This window comes from Rhodoferax ferrireducens T118 (assembly GCF_000013605.1).
In the GTDB taxonomy this organism is placed as follows: Bacteria; Pseudomonadota; Gammaproteobacteria; order Burkholderiales; family Burkholderiaceae_C; genus Rhodoferax; species Rhodoferax ferrireducens.
Genome location: NC_007908.1, coordinates 4,578,179 through 4,593,078, shown reverse-complemented (window position 1 = coordinate 4,593,078; position 14,900 = coordinate 4,578,179). Strand labels below are relative to the sequence as shown.

The following is a 14,900-nucleotide window of genomic DNA, read 5'->3' as shown; positions in this document are numbered from 1 at the left end:
GCTTGATCAACCTGCAGGACCGGGCGCCAGCACCTGCTTGACGCCGGACAAATGTTGCGCGAGTTGCGGCTCCAGTCGCGCCGCAAGCGCCTGCTGCGCGCTGCGCCACAAGGGCATCGCGTCGTTCAATCGCATCAATCCCGCCTCCGTGAGCCACATGGCGCGGCGTCTGCGGTCTTGGTTGACGGTCGCCACCTCGACCAGCCCGGCGCGTGACAGCGCATCGATATTGCGCGACATGGTCGACTGATTGAGTCCGCCGCGGGCCGCCAATCCGCCCACGGTGTCGTCGGGCGACGATGCAATCAGGCACATCAGTCCGAACTGGGTGCTGGTGAGGCCCGAGGCCTTCAGGCCTTGGTCCAGGGCCGCCGTCAGCAGCCTCGCTGCGAGTCGGGCATTCCAGGCCAAATCCTCATTCAGGGCGCTGGCCGCGTCGCCCCGCAATGAACGATTGGGTTGCGTTGGAAGAGTCATGTGTTTATTATATGCAGCTGCATTCAATGCAGCTACATTTAAAACGAAAGGCGCATCGATGACAAAGTATCACTATGGTCTGGCCGACTCCCAGGAAGCCGCGACCTTGAGCGGGAAGGCCTTGCTGCAGGCCATCATCGAGGGCCGGCTACCGCAGGCACCGATTTCACAAACGATGTCCTTCTGGCTCGTCGAAGTCGGCGACGGTTTTGCGGCCTTTGAGGGCGAGCCCGGCAAGCAACTGCTCAATCCCATGGGCACGGTGCACGGCGGCTGGGCGCTGACCTTGATCGACAGCGCTGCGGGCTGCGCGGGACTGAGCTTGCTGCCTGCGGGCGTCGGCTATACGACCGTGGAAACCAAAGGCAACTTCTCGCGTCCCATTGCCCCTGACGCGGGGCGCGTGCGCGCACACGCCCAAGTGGTCGCGCAGGGGCGGCAGATTATTTCAGTCGAAGCGAAAGTCCTGTCGCAAGACGGACGCGTGCTCGCGCATGGCAGCTCGACGCTCATGGTGCTGGCCGGTCGCCCAGCAAGCTCCTAAAAAGATAGCTTACTATGCAGATTTGGTAAGGGCTGGCGACCGAAAATCCATGTAAACCCGGCTAACGCCCGCCAATCGACACCTTGCCAAACACCGTCTGCGCCTCGCGCGGCAGGCAGCGCCAGTAGACCGGGTTGGCCACCACTTGACCGCCCAGGGCGGCAGCGGCGTGCCAGCCCCAACGCGGCTCATACAAAAAGGCCCGCGCCAGTGCGATCAGGTCGGCGTCACCGGCCTGCAAAATCGCCTCGGCCTGTTGCGCCTCGGTGATCAAACCAACGGCGGTGGTGACCAGGCCGCTGGCGGCACGAACGGCCCGCGCCATGGCCACCTGATAGCCCGCCCCCAAAGCGATCTTTTGCTGGGGCGACACACCGCCGGAAGAGACGTGGATGAAGTCACAGCCGAGCGTCTTCAGCCGTTTCGCGAACTCCGCACTCTGTGCCACGTCCCAGCCGCCCTCGACCCAGTCCGAGGCCGAGACGCGCAGGCCCAGCACGCCGTCAAAGGCGGCGCGCACGGCGGCAAATACTTCCAGCGGAAAGCGGATGCGGTTCTCGAAACTGCCGCCATAGGCATCGCTGCGCTGGTTCGCCAGCGGCGACAAGAACTCATGCAGCAAATAACCGTGGGCGCCGTGAATCTCCACGGCCTCCAGCCCGATGCGCGCGGCACGCTGGGCAGCGGCCACAAACGCGTCACGGATCTGCGCCATCTGCGCCAGCGTCAGTTCGGTGGGCGGGGGTTCGTTGGGAAGTTGCGGCAAGGCCGAAGGGCCAAACGTCTCCCAGCCGCCCTGCGCGGCGGGCAGCAGTTGGCCACCTTGCCACGGCACCGCGCTGGACGCCTTGCGCCCGGCGTGCGCCAGTTGAATACACACGGGCAAGGGCGGCGCGAGCTGGCGCGCCCGCTGCAACTTGTCGGCCAGCGCGGCTTCAGTGCGCGCATCCCACAGTCCCAGGCAGCTGGGGGTGATGCGGCCTTCGGGCAGCACGGCCGTGGCCTCGATGGTGAACATCGCCGCGCCACTGTTGAGCAGGTTGCCCCAGTGCATCAGGTGCCAGTCGCTGGCCTCACCGTTGCGGGCCGAGTACTGGCACATGGGCGCGACCACGATGCGGTTGGATAAGGTCAGGCCACCGCGCGGCGAGGGCAGATGCAGGGGAGAAAACAGCAGGCTCATGGTGCTCACTCAAGAGTTGATGGGTAGCCCAAAGCATAGCCCAGGCCGGGCGTGTTTTTCAGCCCGGTAAAATCCATGGTTTCCCCTCACCCCCACACACTCCCGGAGTTGCCACCCATGGCTGATACAGAACAAGCGCAAGCACCACAAACAATCAGCGCCAACCGCGCTGAGATGGCCAACGCGATCCGCGCGCTGGCGATGGACGCGGTGCAGGCCGCCAACTCGGGCCACCCCGGCGCGCCCATGGGCATGGCCGACATGGCGGTGGCTTTGTGGGGTCAGCACCTTAAACACAATCCCGCCAATCCCCACTGGTTTGACCGCGACCGTTTCGTACTCTCCAACGGACACGCTTCCATGTTGTTGTACTCGGTGCTGCATCTGACCGGCTACAAGCTGCCCATCACCGAGCTGAAGAAATTTCGCCAGTTTGGTTCCAAAACGCCCGGCCACCCCGAGGTGGGGGTGACCCCCGGCGTGGAAACCACCACCGGTCCGCTCGGCCAGGGCATCACCAATGCGGTGGGCATGGCGCTGGCAGAGAAACTGCTGGCCAAAGAGTTCAATCGCGAAGGTCACGACGTCGTCAGCCACAACACCTTCACCTTCCTGGGCGACGGCTGCCTGATGGAGGGCATCAGCCACGAAGCGGCCGCCCTCGCTGGCGCCTGGAAGCTCAACAAGTTGATCGCCCTGTACGACGACAACGGCATCTCGATTGATGGCCCGGTGGCGCCCTGGTTTATCGACAATACCGCGTTGCGTTTTGTGGCCTACGGCTGGAACGTGCTCGGCCCCATCGATGGCCACGACGCTGACCTGGTCGCCAAAACCATCGCGGAGGCCAAGACCTCGGCTGACAAGCCCACGCTGATCATCTGCAAGACCGCCATCGGCCAGGGCAGCCCCAATCGCGCCAATACCGCCAAGGCCCATGGCGAGCCACTGGGTGCGGAGGAAATCCTGCTGACCCGCGTTGCGCTGGGCTGGTCGCACAAGCCTTTCAGCATCCCCCAAGACGTGTATGCCGCGTGGGATGCCAAGGCCGCCGGCGCCGCTGCCGAGGCGGCCTGGAACGACAGGTTTGCCGCCTACAAAGCGGCCTTCCCCGACCTGGCGAAAGAGCTGGTGCGCCGCATGAAGGGTGAGCTGCCGAAAAACTTTGCCCAGGTCGCGGTCAATACCGCCGTGGCGGCCCACACCAAGGCTGAAACCGTGGCCTCGCGCAAAGCCTCGCAACTGGCACTGGAGTCCTTCACTGCTGCGCTGCCGGAACTGCTTGGTGGCTCCGCTGACCTGACCGGCTCGAACCTGACCAACACCAAGAGCACGCCAAATTTGCGTTTTGACTTTACCGGTGGCGTGGTGCAGACGCCGAACGCCGACGGCGTGATGGTGGGCGGGCGCCACATCAACTACGGCGTGCGCGAGTTCGGCATGGCCGCCATCATGAACGGCATTGCGCTGCATGGTGGCTTCATTCCCTATGGCGGCACCTTCCTGACCTTTAGCGACTACAGCCGCAACGCCATCCGCATGGCCGCGCTCATGAAACTGCGCGTGGTGCATGTGTTCACACATGACAGCATTGGTCTGGGTGAAGACGGCCCGACGCACCAGTCGATCGAACACGCGGCATCCCTGCGCCTGATCCCGAATCTGGATGTCTGGCGCCCCGGTGACACGGCTGAAACCGCCGTCGCCTGGGCGGTGGCCTTGCAAAACAAAAGCAAGCCCACCGCGCTGCTGCTGTCCCGCCAGAACATCCACTACGCGCCCAAGGCCGGTCTGGGTGACATCAGCAAGGGCGCCTACATACTGGCCGAGCCGTCTGAGGTGGGCCTGAAGAAAAAGACCCAGGCGGTGCTCATCGCCACCGGCTCCGAGGTGCAACTGGCACTCAAGGCGCAGGAGTTGCTAGCTAGCAGAAAAATAGCGGTACGCGTCGTCTCCATGCCGAGCACCACCACATTCGACCAACAAAGTGCAGCCTACAAAGCAGCCGTGCTGCCCGTTGGCGTGCCACGCATCGCGGTCGAAATGGGCGTCTCCGCCGGCTGGTGGAAATATGGCTGTGCGGCGGTGGTCGGCATCGACAGCTACGGTGAATCCGCACCCGCGCCGGTGTTGTTTCAGCATTTCGGCTTTACCCCCGAAAATGTGGCGGACACGGTAGAAAAGGTTTTGCGCAAGTAAGCAGGTTTCAAGTTTTAACTAATGGAGAAAAGCAGATGACAATCAAGATCGGTATCAACGGCTTTGGCCGTATCGGGCGCATGGTGTTCCGTGCCGCAGTGCAAGACTTCAAGGACATTGAGGTGGTCGGCATCAACGACTTGCTGGAGCCGGCGTACCTGGCTTACATGCTGCAGTTTGACTCGGTGCATGGCCGCTTCAAGGGCGACATCGCCGTCGAAGGCAACAACCTCATCGTCAACGGCAAAAAGATTCGCCTCAGCGCCGTCAAAGATCCGGCCGAGTTGAAGTGGAACGAAGTCGGCGCCGACATCGTGATCGAGGCCACGGGTCTGTTCCTGACCAAGGAAACGGCGCAAAAACACATCACCGCCGGCGCCAAAAAAGTCATCATGAGTGCGCCTTCCAAGGATGACACCCCGATGTTCGTCTACGGCGTGAACGACAGCAAATACGCGGGTGAAGCGATCATCAGCAATGCCAGTTGCACCACCAACTGCCTGGCTCCGGTGGCCAAGATCCTGAACGACAACTGGGGCATCAAGCGTGGCCTGATGACCACCGTGCATGCTGCCACGGCAACGCAAAAAACCGTCGACAGCCCATCCAACAAAGACTGGCGCGGCGGCCGTGGCATTCTGGAAAACATCATTCCTTCCAGCACCGGCGCGGCCAAGGCGGTGGGTGTGGTGATTCCCGAGCTGAACAAGAAGCTCACCGGCATGTCTTTCCGTGTGCCGACCTCCGACGTGTCGGTGGTGGACTTGACCGTGGAGCTGAACAAACCCGCCACTTACGCTGAAATCTGCGCCGCCATGAAGGCTGCATCCCTGGGCGCCATGAAGGGTGTGCTGGGCTACACCGAAGACAAAGTGGTGTCCACCGACTTCCGCGGCGAGAGCTGCACCTCGACCTTTGATGCCGACGCCGGCATCGCGCTCGACAGCACCTTTGTCAAGGTGGTGAGCTGGTATGACAACGAATGGGGCTATTCGAGCAAGTGCCTGGAGATGGCGCGCGTGGTCTCCAAATAAGCGGTCTTCGCTGCCAATAAATGACTAACGCGCCTTCGGGCGCGTTTTTTATGAGCCGCGCTTCAAGGCGCCACGATGATCATCCATGACACGCCGAAGCGGTCAGCCACCATGCCGAAGGACGAGGCAAAAAACGTCTTGCCCAGCGGCATTTGCACCTGCCCGCCATCGCCCAGGGCGCTGAACAGCCGCTTGGCCTCGGCGTCGGTCGGGGCCGACAGCGACAGCGAAAAGCCTTGAAACACCGGGCTACCAGTGGCCCGGCCATCCGAGGCCATCAGCGTTGTTTCGCCAATGGTAAAGCTCGCGTGCATCACTTTGTCGTCCGAGCCGGGCGGGAACATGCCGGGAGGCTGCGGCTCCGGGTTTTCCTTGAAGCGCATCAGCATCGTGACCTTGGCGCCCAGGGTGGTGCGGTAAAACTCAAGCGCCTCTTCGCAGCGGCCTTCAAAGAATAAGTAGGGCTGAACTTGCATGACTATCTCCTTTTCAGTGGTTGATATTGATCGATCTCCCTTATCTCCATACGGTCTTCACCTGGCACGACCGTCGAAGTTGGTGACCGGGACAGAGGCCAGGTCAAGGTCTTCGAGGCAGCGAATGTTGACGGCGGCCATGCGGTTGCCTTTGGGGTCAACACCTTCGCCATACGGATGTATGCCACAGGTCGGGCAGAAGTGGTGCTTGATAACATGTTGATTGAAGGTGTAGGTCCTCATGTCTTCTTCCGCTGTGAGCAAGCGCAGCTGGTCGCGCGGCACGAACCACATGAGCGCGCCTTTGCGCGAGCAGATCGAGCAGTTGCACGCCATCGCCCCGGTGAGTTCGCCGTCCACTTCAAATGCGATTTTTCCGCAGTGGCAGCTACCTTTGTAAATCATGTGTTCTCTCCTTGCGCAGCGGCGCGCTGCAAAGCGGCGATGTCGATCTTTTTCATTTTCATCATGGCCGCCATGACACGCTGGGCCTTGGCCGGATCGGGGTCATTCAACAGCTCGATCAGCACCCTGGGAACGATCTGCCAGGAGACACCGAACTTGTCCTGCAACCAGGCACATTGGTCTTCTCTGCCACCGGCTGAGAGCTTGTCCCACAAGTCATCGACTTCTGCCTGCGTTTCGCAGTTCACGACAAACGAGATGGCCGGCGTGAACTTGTATTGCGGCCCGCCGTTGAGTGCGACAAACTCCTGCCCGTCGAGCAGAAAACTGGCGGTCATGACCGTGCCCCTGGGACCCGGCCCTGCCTCACCATAACGATTGACAGTCAAAACTTTCGAGTTCCTGAAAATCGAAACATAGAAATTCATTGCCTCTTCGGCCTGGCTGTCGAACCACAAAAAGGGGGTGATTTTTTGCATAGGCTGTTACTCCTTCACGCTGGCCTGGTATGAAACGAGGGGGCTCAATTCCTGGATCAAGGGTGGGCACCTCCATCCCGGAACCGCGGTTGTTCGTCCACTTCGAACGAGCCGTAGGCCGGGCGGCCGGCGCGCTGGCAGCCGCTGATCACCACGCCGGTGCCGCTCGTGTCTTCGTTCGGACCACCAGGGGCCTGCATGACGCCGTCAAGGGTCAGGAAACTCGTCATCGTGAGTTCAGCCATCGGTTTCTCCATCGAATGCCCTTTTGACGAACCGCCTATGTCCTCGGAAGATTTTGTGGACACTGTCCACAAATAATAGCAAAGGCAATGGGTGATGTCCACATCCCGTCAATAACACGACTGCCATATCAACAATTGCCGTGTGATTGCTGCCCGGAATATAAGTAATTTTGATCTCTAGCCACCGTCGATATTGGGCCATGCGCTATTCTTTAAGTAGCAATAACAAGGTGCGCCGCGTCAGGGGGGCCCTTGCGTCCGCAGGTCATCCGGCACGATCTCGATGACTTGATGCACTGGATCCGCACCGTGACTCCCCCCGCCGCCAAGTTGCTGCGTCTCATCGTTCGGATGGCGACATAGGCTGGCGAATGAGGGTCTTCCATTTCGCCGGAGCGGCTTTGCTGATGTCGCTCAGGTAGATCTCGTGGTGCTTGCCGTGCCGCTTGTGCCCGCTGGCCTGGATGAAATGATGCAACTTTTCTATCGCAGGCCCCTCTTCGCTGAAGGGGCCAATGTGCATGATCTGCGCGCAACGGCCTTCGGTGTAAGCCTCAAAGCGCAGCCTGGAAATGGCCGCCGGGTTCTTCTTCTTGGCCACTGCGGCGATGGCGGTGTCCACCATCTCCCGCGTGATGAAAGGCGGCTGCGCGATCATCGCTGTCCACAGCCAGTTGCTTTTGTCGTCGGGGCTGAACTTGCTCATGTCCTTCGCCCACCACAAGCCTTCCAGCGGCATCACACCGTAGTCGATGGCGAGCGCCCCTTTCTTGACCATGAACTTGAGGCTGTAGGCCGTTGCAAACAGGGCAGCGACCGCATCGGCGTATTCCTGCGAGGTGTTCGGGTCGCCCTGGCCGTCCACCATCAGGTAGTTCATGGCTGGGACCTCTACTTGCATCACCTCTCGGGCGGAGGCCTGGTACAGGTGCTTGAGTTCCTTTTTCCAATCGATTTTTTCCATGGGTGTCTCCAGGGGTTGCAGCCAGCATGGTGTCAGCTCCAGAGGAGCGTGGACGACGTGCCAGGGTTGTTGACGCCTTCACGTTTGCCGGGTATGAAACGGCTGAAGTTGATTCTCCGCAATCGACATAGATTTGCAAGCCCCATCTCGAAGTCCTGGCCGACCATCGACCGTCTGATCCATGCGAAGAGCAGGCCCATCACTTTGATCTAGCCACGGTCCGTCAGCCATGCTATAGTTTACTTGTGGATGGCGTCCACATGAAGTACTGGGCTGCGCCAGGCATGCGGCCAAGCCAAGTTGATTTGGAACATCAGGGTTGTATGTTCCCAACTCAATTTTTAAGGGAACTTCATCATGACCTGTGTCAGCGCCACCTTCACCTTGCCCGTTCCACTGCGCGTCCCGGTCTGAGCCCCGAGGATCCTGACCTGCACAAATCGTTGACCAGATAGCACTGAGAGCCATCATGACTGGACCCTTCGAAGGCCACAACATCGCGCGGTTCACGCTAGCGACACTGGCCGTGGTGATGCTCGGCGCCTGCGCCGGCTTGCCCACGCCCGGCGACGCTGTGTCAAATGCACCGGCAGCCACGGCCGCACCGTCGCAATGGCAGGCCCCGCTGCCACACGGCGGCCAACTCACTGACCTGGCCCGCTGGTGGCAACAGTTCGACGATCCGCTGCTGACGCAACTCATCGACGCGGCACAAGCGGTGAGCCCCACGCTCGCTTCGGCGCAGTCGCGCATCGCGCAGGCGCGCGCGGCGCGCGTGTCTGCCGCCGCCGCCCTCGGCCCGACACTCAATGCCAATGCCAGCGCGGTTCGTGGTCGCCAGGACTTGAGCCTGCCATTGGGCAACACCACGTCCGTCGGCCTCCAGGCGGCATGGGAGGTCGACCTCTTCGGCGCCAACGCGGCGGCGCGTGACGCAGCGCAGGCCCGGCTGGCCGGCGCTCAGGCTTCCTGGCACGACGCCCGCGTCTCGGTGGCGGCCGAGGTGGCCGGCGCCTACGTCAGCCTGCGCGCCTGCGAGGCCCAACTCGTGCAAACGCAAATCGACGCCAACTCGCGCGCCGACACCGCGCGCCTGACCGAACTGGCGGCAAAGGCGGGCTTGCAAGCCACCGCCAGCGTTGCGCTGGCGCGAGCCAGCGCCGCCCAGGGCAGAAACCTGCTCACTCAGCAGCGCGCGCTGTGCGACCTGGGCGTCAAATCGATGGTGGCCCTCACGGGCGTGGCCGAGCCAGCCTTGCGCAGTCAACTCGCGCCGGCCAGCGCGCGCTTGCCACAGCCCGCGCAGATCGTGGTCGCCAGCATTCCGGCCGACGTGCTGGCGCAACGCCCCGACCTGTTCAGTGCCGCGCGTGAGGTGCTGGCCGCCAGCGCCGACCTGAGCCAGTCGCAGGCGCAGCGCTACCCGCGCATTGTCTTGAACGGCGCCATAGGCGCGGCGCGTTTCTCAAGCGCTGCGGACACGCTCGACGGCCCGGTCTGGAGCCTGGGCCCGGTGTCGGTGGTCATGCCCTTGTTCGACGGCGGGGCGCGTCGTGCCAACGTGGAGGCGGCGCGCGCGCGCTACGTGGAGGCCGGCGTCATCTACGCGAGCCGGCTGCGCGTGGCGGTTCGCGAAGTCGAGGAAGCCCTGGTCGCGCTGCACAGCACGGCCGCGCGCGGCAGCGACGCTCTGGTGGCGACCGAGGGCTTCGCCGCGTCTTACCGCGCCGCCGACGAACGCTTCAGGAGCGGCCTGGCCAGCCTGTTCGAACTCGAGGATGCGCGCCGCAGCGCCGTGCAGGCGCAGAGTGCGTTGATCGAATTGCAGCGCGAACGCGTGATGGCTTGGATCTCCCTCTACCGGGCTCTTGGCGGGGGCTGGATTGCCGACGCGCAGAGCGCAGCAGTGACCGCCACCCGGAACTGACCCCAATCGAATCTCCATTTGCCATTCAGGAACGACCATGAAAAACTACTTCAAACCTCGATGGATCGCACTTGCGGTCGCGCTGGCCAGCCTGCTTGGCGTGGCCTCGTTTGCCCTCACCGAGCGAGCGTCCGACGCCAAAAAGCCCGCGACCGCGGACAAGCCCGCACTGACGGTCAACGCCACCCAGCCGCAAAGCACAACGCTGCCGCGGAAAATCAGCGCCAACGGCAACCTGGCCGCCTGGCAGGAAGCCAGCATCGGCACCGAGGCCAACGGCCTGCGGCTGGCCGAGGTGCGGGTCAACGTGGGCGACGTGGTGAAACGCGGCCAGGTGTTGGCCACGTTCGCTCCCGACACGATTCAGGCCGACCTGGCCCAGATGCGCGCAGGCATGGCCGAAGCCGAGGCCACGCTGGCCGAGGCGGCCGCCAACGCCCAGCGCGCACGCGAACTGCAAACCACCGGCGCCTTGAGTGCGCAGCAGATCAGCCAGTACCTCACCGCCGAGCGCACCGCGCAGGCCCGGGTCGATGCCCAGCGCGCCATGGCCACAACGCAGCAGCTGCGCCTGGCCCAAACCCAGGTGCTGGCGCCCGACAGCGGCGTGATTTCGGCGCGCAGCGCCACCGTGGGCGCGGTGTTGCCGGCCGGGCAGGAGCTCTTTCGCATGATTCGCCAGGGCCGGATCGAGTGGCGCGCTGAGATCCCGGCCGTCGACTTGGCATCGCTCAGGTCCGGCATGGTCGCCACGATCACGCCGGCCGGCGGTGTTCCCATCAAGGGCACCGTGCGCATGGTCGCACCGACGGTCGATGCGGCCACCCGCAACGGGATCGTCTATGTCGACCTGCCGGCGCCCGGCGCGGCCAAGGTCGGCATGTTCGCGCGTGGCGAGTTCACGCTCGGCAGCGCCGAGGCGCTCACGCTGCCGCAGACGGCGGTGCTGCTGCGCGACGGCTTCAGCTACGTGCTGCGCATCGGCCCCGATTCGAAGGTCGCGCAGACCAAGGTGTCGATCGGACGCCGCGCCGGCGACCGCGTCGAGATCACCGGCGGTCTCGATCCGAAAGCACGCGTCGTTGCCGGCGGCGGCGGTTTCCTGTCCGACGGCGACACGGTGCGGGTGGTCGAGACGGCCACGCCGGTGAAGACCGCGTCGAACGCCAGCGGCGTGTCAGCCAAGTGAGTGGGAGCGCGCGATGAACGTTTCCGCCTGGTCGATCCGCAAACCCGTCCCATCCGTGCTCTTGTTCATCATGCTCACGCTGGTGGGTCTGATGAGCTTTCGCGCGATGAAGATCCAGCAGTTCCCCGACATCGATCTGCCCACCGTGATCGTCAGCGCTTCGCTGCCGGGCGCGGCACCGGCGCAGATGGAAACCGAGGTGGCGCGCAAGATCGAGAACTCGCTGGCCTCCATTCAGGGTCTCAAGCACCTGTACACCAAGGTGCAGGACGGCATGGCCACCGTGACGGCCGAGTTCCGCCTCGAAAAACCGACCCAGGAGGCGATGGACGACGTGCGTGACGCGGTGCAGCGCATCCGCTCGGACCTGCCGGCCGATCTGCGCGACCCGGCCATCACCAAGATGGACTTCGCCGGCATGCCGGTGCTGACCTACACCGTGTCGTCGTCGCGCATGGATGACGAGGCACTCTCCTGGTTCGTTGATCATCAGGTCAGCAAGGCGATGCTCGCGGTGCGCGGCGTCGGTGCGGTGAGCCGCGTCGGTGGCGTTCAGCGCGAGGTACGGGTCGAGCTTGACCCGGCGCGCCTGCTCGCGCTGAACGCCACCGCGGCGGATATCTCGCGGCGCCTGCGCGACATCCAGCAGGACGCCTCCGGTGGGCGTGCCGACCTGGGGGGCGCCGAACAGTCGGTGCGCACCATCGCCACGGTGCATTCGGCACAGGAGCTGGGCGCCCTCGAAATCTCGCTGAGCGACGGCCGGCGCATCCGCCTCGACCAGGTGGCCAGCGTCAGCGACACTGTGGCCGAGCAACGCTCAACTGCGCTGCTCAATGGCCAGACAGTGGTCGGCTTCGAGATCACGCGTTCGCGCGGAGCCAGCGAGGTCGAGGTGGCCAACGGTGTGCATATCGCACTCGACAAGCTCAAGACCGAGCACCCCGACGTGACCATCACCGAGGCCTTCAACTTCGTCGATCCGGTGATCGAGAACTACAACGGCTCGCTGGCGCTGATGATCGAAGGCGCCATCCTGGCGGTGATCGTGGTCTGGCTTTTCCTGCGCGAGTGGCGCGCCACCTTCATCTCGGCCGTGGCGCTGCCGCTGTCGATCATCCCGACTTTCGCGGTGATGCACTGGCTGGGTTTCAGCGTCAACGTCGTCACGCTGCTCTCGCTGTCTCTGGTGGTGGGCATCCTGGTCGACGACGCCATCGTCGAGATCGAGAACATCATGCGCCACCTCGGTCAGGGCAAGTCGCCCTTTCAGGCGGCGCTGGAGGCGGCTGACGAGATCGGTCTGGCGGTGATTGCGACCACCTTCACGCTGATCGCGGTATTCCTGCCCACGGCCTTCATGGCGGGCGTGGCGGGCAAGTTTTTTGTGCAGTTCGGCTGGACCGCGGCGATCGCGGTGTTCTTCTCGCTGGTGGTGGCGCGCATGCTGACGCCGATGATGGCCGCCTACATCCTGAAAGCCCCGAAGAAGCCGCATGCCGAGCCGGTCTGGATGAAGTGGTATCTGCGGCTCGCGGCCTGGTGCCTGAAGCACCGCTTGTGGACGCTGATCGCCACCGTGGTGTTCGCGCTGGGTTCGTGTACGCCGCTGTTCCTGGGAAAAATCGCCGGTGGTTTCATTCCGCCCGACGACTTGTCGCAGACCCAGGTCTACATCACGCTGACGCCCGGCAGTACGTTCAGGCAGACGTTGGCAGTGGCCGAGCAGGCGCGCGTGATCGTACAGAAGAATCCGCATGTGAAGATGGTCTACACCGCGGTCGGTGGTGGCAAGGCCGGCACCGACCCGTTCCTGTCGGCCGGCGCGGCTGAGGCACGCAAGGCCACACTGACGATCAACCTCACACCGCGCTCCGAACGCCGCGGCACCAGCAAGCAGGCGATCGAAAGTGATTTGCGTCGCGCGCTCGAAGCAGTGCCCGGGGCGAGGCTGAACGTCGGCTTCGGCGGATCGTCGGAGAAGTTCATGCTCGTCCTCGCCGGCGAGGACGGCGAGGCGCTGAATGCGCACGCCGCACGGGTCGAAAAGGAGTTGCGCGGCATTCCCGGCATCGGCGCGGTGACCTCCAGCTCCAGCCTGCAGCGGCCCGAGCTCGTGGTGCGGCCCGACAACGCGCGCGCCGCCGACCTGGGTGTGACCTCGGCGGCGATTGCCGACACGCTGCGCATCGCGACTGCGGGCGACTATGACCAGGGCCTGGCCAAGCTCAACTTCTCGCAGCGTCAGATCCCGGTGGTGGTGCGCCTGCCGGACGTCGCCCGGCAGGATCTGCCACTGTTGGAGAGGCTGGCGATCCCCGGCGCGCGTGGGCCGGTGGCCTTGGGCAATGTGGCCACGCTGACGATTGACAGCGGCCCGGCGCAGATCGACCGCTACGACCGGCTGCGCAATGTCAACTTCGAGATCGAGCTCAACGGCCAGCCACTGGGCAAGGTGCAGGCCGAGGCGGACGCATTGCCGAGCCTGGCCAAACTGCCCGCCGGCATCAGCAAGACTGCGGTCGGTGACGCCGAGGCGATGGGTGAGCTGTTCTCAAGCTTCGGCCTGGCCATGCTCACCGGCGTGCTGTGCATCTACATCGTGCTGGTGCTGCTGTTCCATGCCTGGGTGCAGCCGGTCACGATCCTGGTGGCACTGGCGCTGTCGATACCGGGCGCGATCCTGGCCCTGTTCATCACCCGCACCGACCTGACCATGCCGTCGATGATTGGCATGATCATGCTGATGGGCATCGCGACCAAGAATTCGATCTTGCTGGTCGAGTACGCGATCATGGCGCGCCGTGAGCATGGCCTGAACCGCTGGGACGCCTTGCTGGACGCCTGCCACAAGCGTGCCCGCCCGATCGTGATGACCACCATCGCCATGGGTGCGGGCATGTTGCCCATTGCGATCGGCTTCGGCACTGACCCGAGCTTCCGCGCGCCGATGGCGATTGTGGTCATCGGCGGGCTGATCACCTCCACCTTTCTCAGCCTGCTGGTGATCCCGGTGGTGTTCACCTACGTCGACGATGCGGTGCAGGGCCTGGGCCACCTGTTCCGGCGCGAACATGCTGGCCCCAGTCCACAAGCAGCAAGACCATGACGGCCGTATCAACCATGACCCCACCGCCACGCAAGACCTACCGTCACGGCGACCTGCGGCGCGTTCTGCTGGAGGCGGGCATCGAACTGGCGCGCGCCGGCGGGCCCGCTGCGGTGGTGCTGCGCGAAGCGACCCGGCGCGCCGGTGTGGCACCCAACGCGGCCTACCGCCACTTCGCCAGCCAGCAGGCCCTGCTGCAGGCGGTGCGCGCCGCCGCCCTGTCGGCTGTGGCCAAGGCGATGGAGGATGAGCTGGCCGCCTTGCCGCACGACCTGCCACCAGCTGACTTTGCCCGCGCCAGCCTGCGCGCCGTTGGCACCGGCTACCTGCGTTTTGCCCAGACCGAGACCGGCTTGTTCCGCACCGCTTTCGCGGCCGCAGGTGATTTGCAGCCAGGCACGCCGGACCCGGCCAAGGCCGGCCCCGGCGGCCTGAACCCGTTCGAACTGCTGGGCGCCGCATTGGACCAACTGGTGCAGGCCGGCGTGATGCCGCCCGAGCGCCGCCCGGGAGCTGAATTTCTCGCCTGGTCGGCCGTGCACGGCCTGGCCATGCTGGTCATCGACGGCCCGCTGGGCAGCGTCGTCGGCCCGCAGATGCAGCAGATTGGGCAGCGACTGCTGGCTATGGTGGAGAAGGGGCTGTAGCCAGTTGCCTGTGCCCCAAGCG

General features: G+C 64.1%; 14 protein-coding genes. 7 read left to right on the top strand and 7 right to left on the bottom strand.

Going from position 1 to position 14,900, the window contains the following annotated elements:
* Window positions 1–6 precede the first annotated feature (6 nt).
* Window positions 7–477 carry a MarR family winged helix-turn-helix transcriptional regulator gene (locus tag RFER_RS20855; RefSeq protein ID WP_041791055.1) on the bottom strand — a complete coding sequence of 157 codons (471 nt, stop codon included), beginning with the start codon at window positions 475–477 and terminating at the stop codon, window positions 7–9.
* Between the two features lie 58 nt (window positions 478–535).
* On the opposite strand from RFER_RS20855, the gene RFER_RS20850 reads away from it, so the two are divergent.
* Window positions 536–1,021, top strand: coding sequence for a PaaI family thioesterase (locus RFER_RS20850; protein WP_011466374.1), 486 nt, complete (start codon window positions 536–538; stop codon window positions 1,019–1,021).
* Between the two features lie 61 nt (window positions 1,022–1,082).
* Here RFER_RS20850 and RFER_RS20845 read toward each other — a convergent pair whose 3' ends face one another.
* Window positions 1,083–2,204, bottom strand: coding sequence for an NADH:flavin oxidoreductase/NADH oxidase (locus RFER_RS20845; protein WP_011466373.1), 1,122 nt, complete (start codon window positions 2,202–2,204; stop codon window positions 1,083–1,085).
* Window positions 2,205–2,321: 117 nt separating this feature from the next.
* Between RFER_RS20845 and tkt the strand changes: the two genes are divergently transcribed.
* Both tkt and gap read left to right on the top strand, forming a co-directional pair.
* On the top strand, window positions 2,322–4,403 hold the full coding sequence (tkt, locus tag RFER_RS20840) for a transketolase (RefSeq protein ID WP_011466372.1): 2,082 nt from the start codon (window positions 2,322–2,324) through the stop codon (window positions 4,401–4,403).
* A gap of 35 nt (window positions 4,404–4,438) precedes the next feature.
* Window positions 4,439–5,437 (top strand): type I glyceraldehyde-3-phosphate dehydrogenase, encoded by a 999-nt coding sequence (gene gap / locus RFER_RS20835; protein WP_011466371.1) that lies wholly within the window; start codon window positions 4,439–4,441, stop codon window positions 5,435–5,437.
* 62 nt (window positions 5,438–5,499) lie between these two features.
* On the opposite strand, the gene RFER_RS20830 is transcribed toward gap, so the two are convergent.
* From RFER_RS20830 to RFER_RS20810, 5 genes are all read right to left on the bottom strand, one after another.
* Window positions 5,500–5,913: a VOC family protein gene (locus tag RFER_RS20830; protein WP_011466370.1), complete on the bottom strand. Its 414-nt coding sequence runs from the start codon at window positions 5,911–5,913 to the stop codon at window positions 5,500–5,502.
* A gap of 57 nt (window positions 5,914–5,970) precedes the next feature.
* On the bottom strand, window positions 5,971–6,318 hold the full coding sequence (locus tag RFER_RS20825) for a GFA family protein (RefSeq protein ID WP_011466369.1): 348 nt from the start codon (window positions 6,316–6,318) through the stop codon (window positions 5,971–5,973).
* Window positions 6,315–6,797, bottom strand: a complete 483-nt coding sequence (locus RFER_RS20820) for a VOC family protein (protein ID WP_011466368.1) — start codon at window positions 6,795–6,797, stop codon at window positions 6,315–6,317. Before RFER_RS20820 ends, RFER_RS20825 begins: the two co-directional genes overlap by 4 nt.
* Window positions 6,798–6,853: 56 nt before the next feature.
* On the bottom strand, window positions 6,854–7,042 hold the full coding sequence (locus RFER_RS24750; protein WP_244095762.1) for a hypothetical protein: 189 nt from the start codon (window positions 7,040–7,042) through the stop codon (window positions 6,854–6,856).
* A gap of 340 nt (window positions 7,043–7,382) precedes the next feature.
* Window positions 7,383–8,006 carry a GyrI-like domain-containing protein gene (locus tag RFER_RS20810; protein WP_011466367.1) on the bottom strand — a complete coding sequence of 208 codons (624 nt, stop codon included), beginning with the start codon at window positions 8,004–8,006 and terminating at the stop codon, window positions 7,383–7,385.
* A 469-nt stretch (window positions 8,007–8,475) separates the two neighbouring features.
* Between RFER_RS20810 and RFER_RS20805 the strand changes: the two genes are divergently transcribed.
* Genes RFER_RS20805 through RFER_RS20790 form a run of 4 tightly spaced genes read left to right on the top strand, consistent with a single transcriptional unit; the run spans window position 8,476 to window position 14,878 of the window.
* Window positions 8,476–9,933: an efflux transporter outer membrane subunit gene (locus RFER_RS20805; protein WP_011466366.1), complete on the top strand. Its 1,458-nt coding sequence runs from the start codon at window positions 8,476–8,478 to the stop codon at window positions 9,931–9,933.
* 37 nt (window positions 9,934–9,970) lie between these two features.
* Window positions 9,971–11,122 (top strand): efflux RND transporter periplasmic adaptor subunit, encoded by a 1,152-nt coding sequence (locus RFER_RS20800; protein ID WP_011466365.1) that lies wholly within the window; start codon window positions 9,971–9,973, stop codon window positions 11,120–11,122.
* A 13-nt stretch (window positions 11,123–11,135) separates the two neighbouring features.
* Window positions 11,136–14,231, top strand: a complete 3,096-nt coding sequence (locus tag RFER_RS20795; protein WP_011466364.1) for an efflux RND transporter permease subunit — start codon at window positions 11,136–11,138, stop codon at window positions 14,229–14,231.
* A complete protein-coding gene (locus RFER_RS20790) occupies window positions 14,228–14,878 on the top strand; it encodes a TetR/AcrR family transcriptional regulator (protein ID WP_011466363.1) in 651 nt (216 codons plus the stop codon). The genes RFER_RS20795 and RFER_RS20790 overlap by 4 nt, the downstream gene beginning before the upstream one ends.
* Window positions 14,879–14,900: the final 22 nt, after the last annotated feature.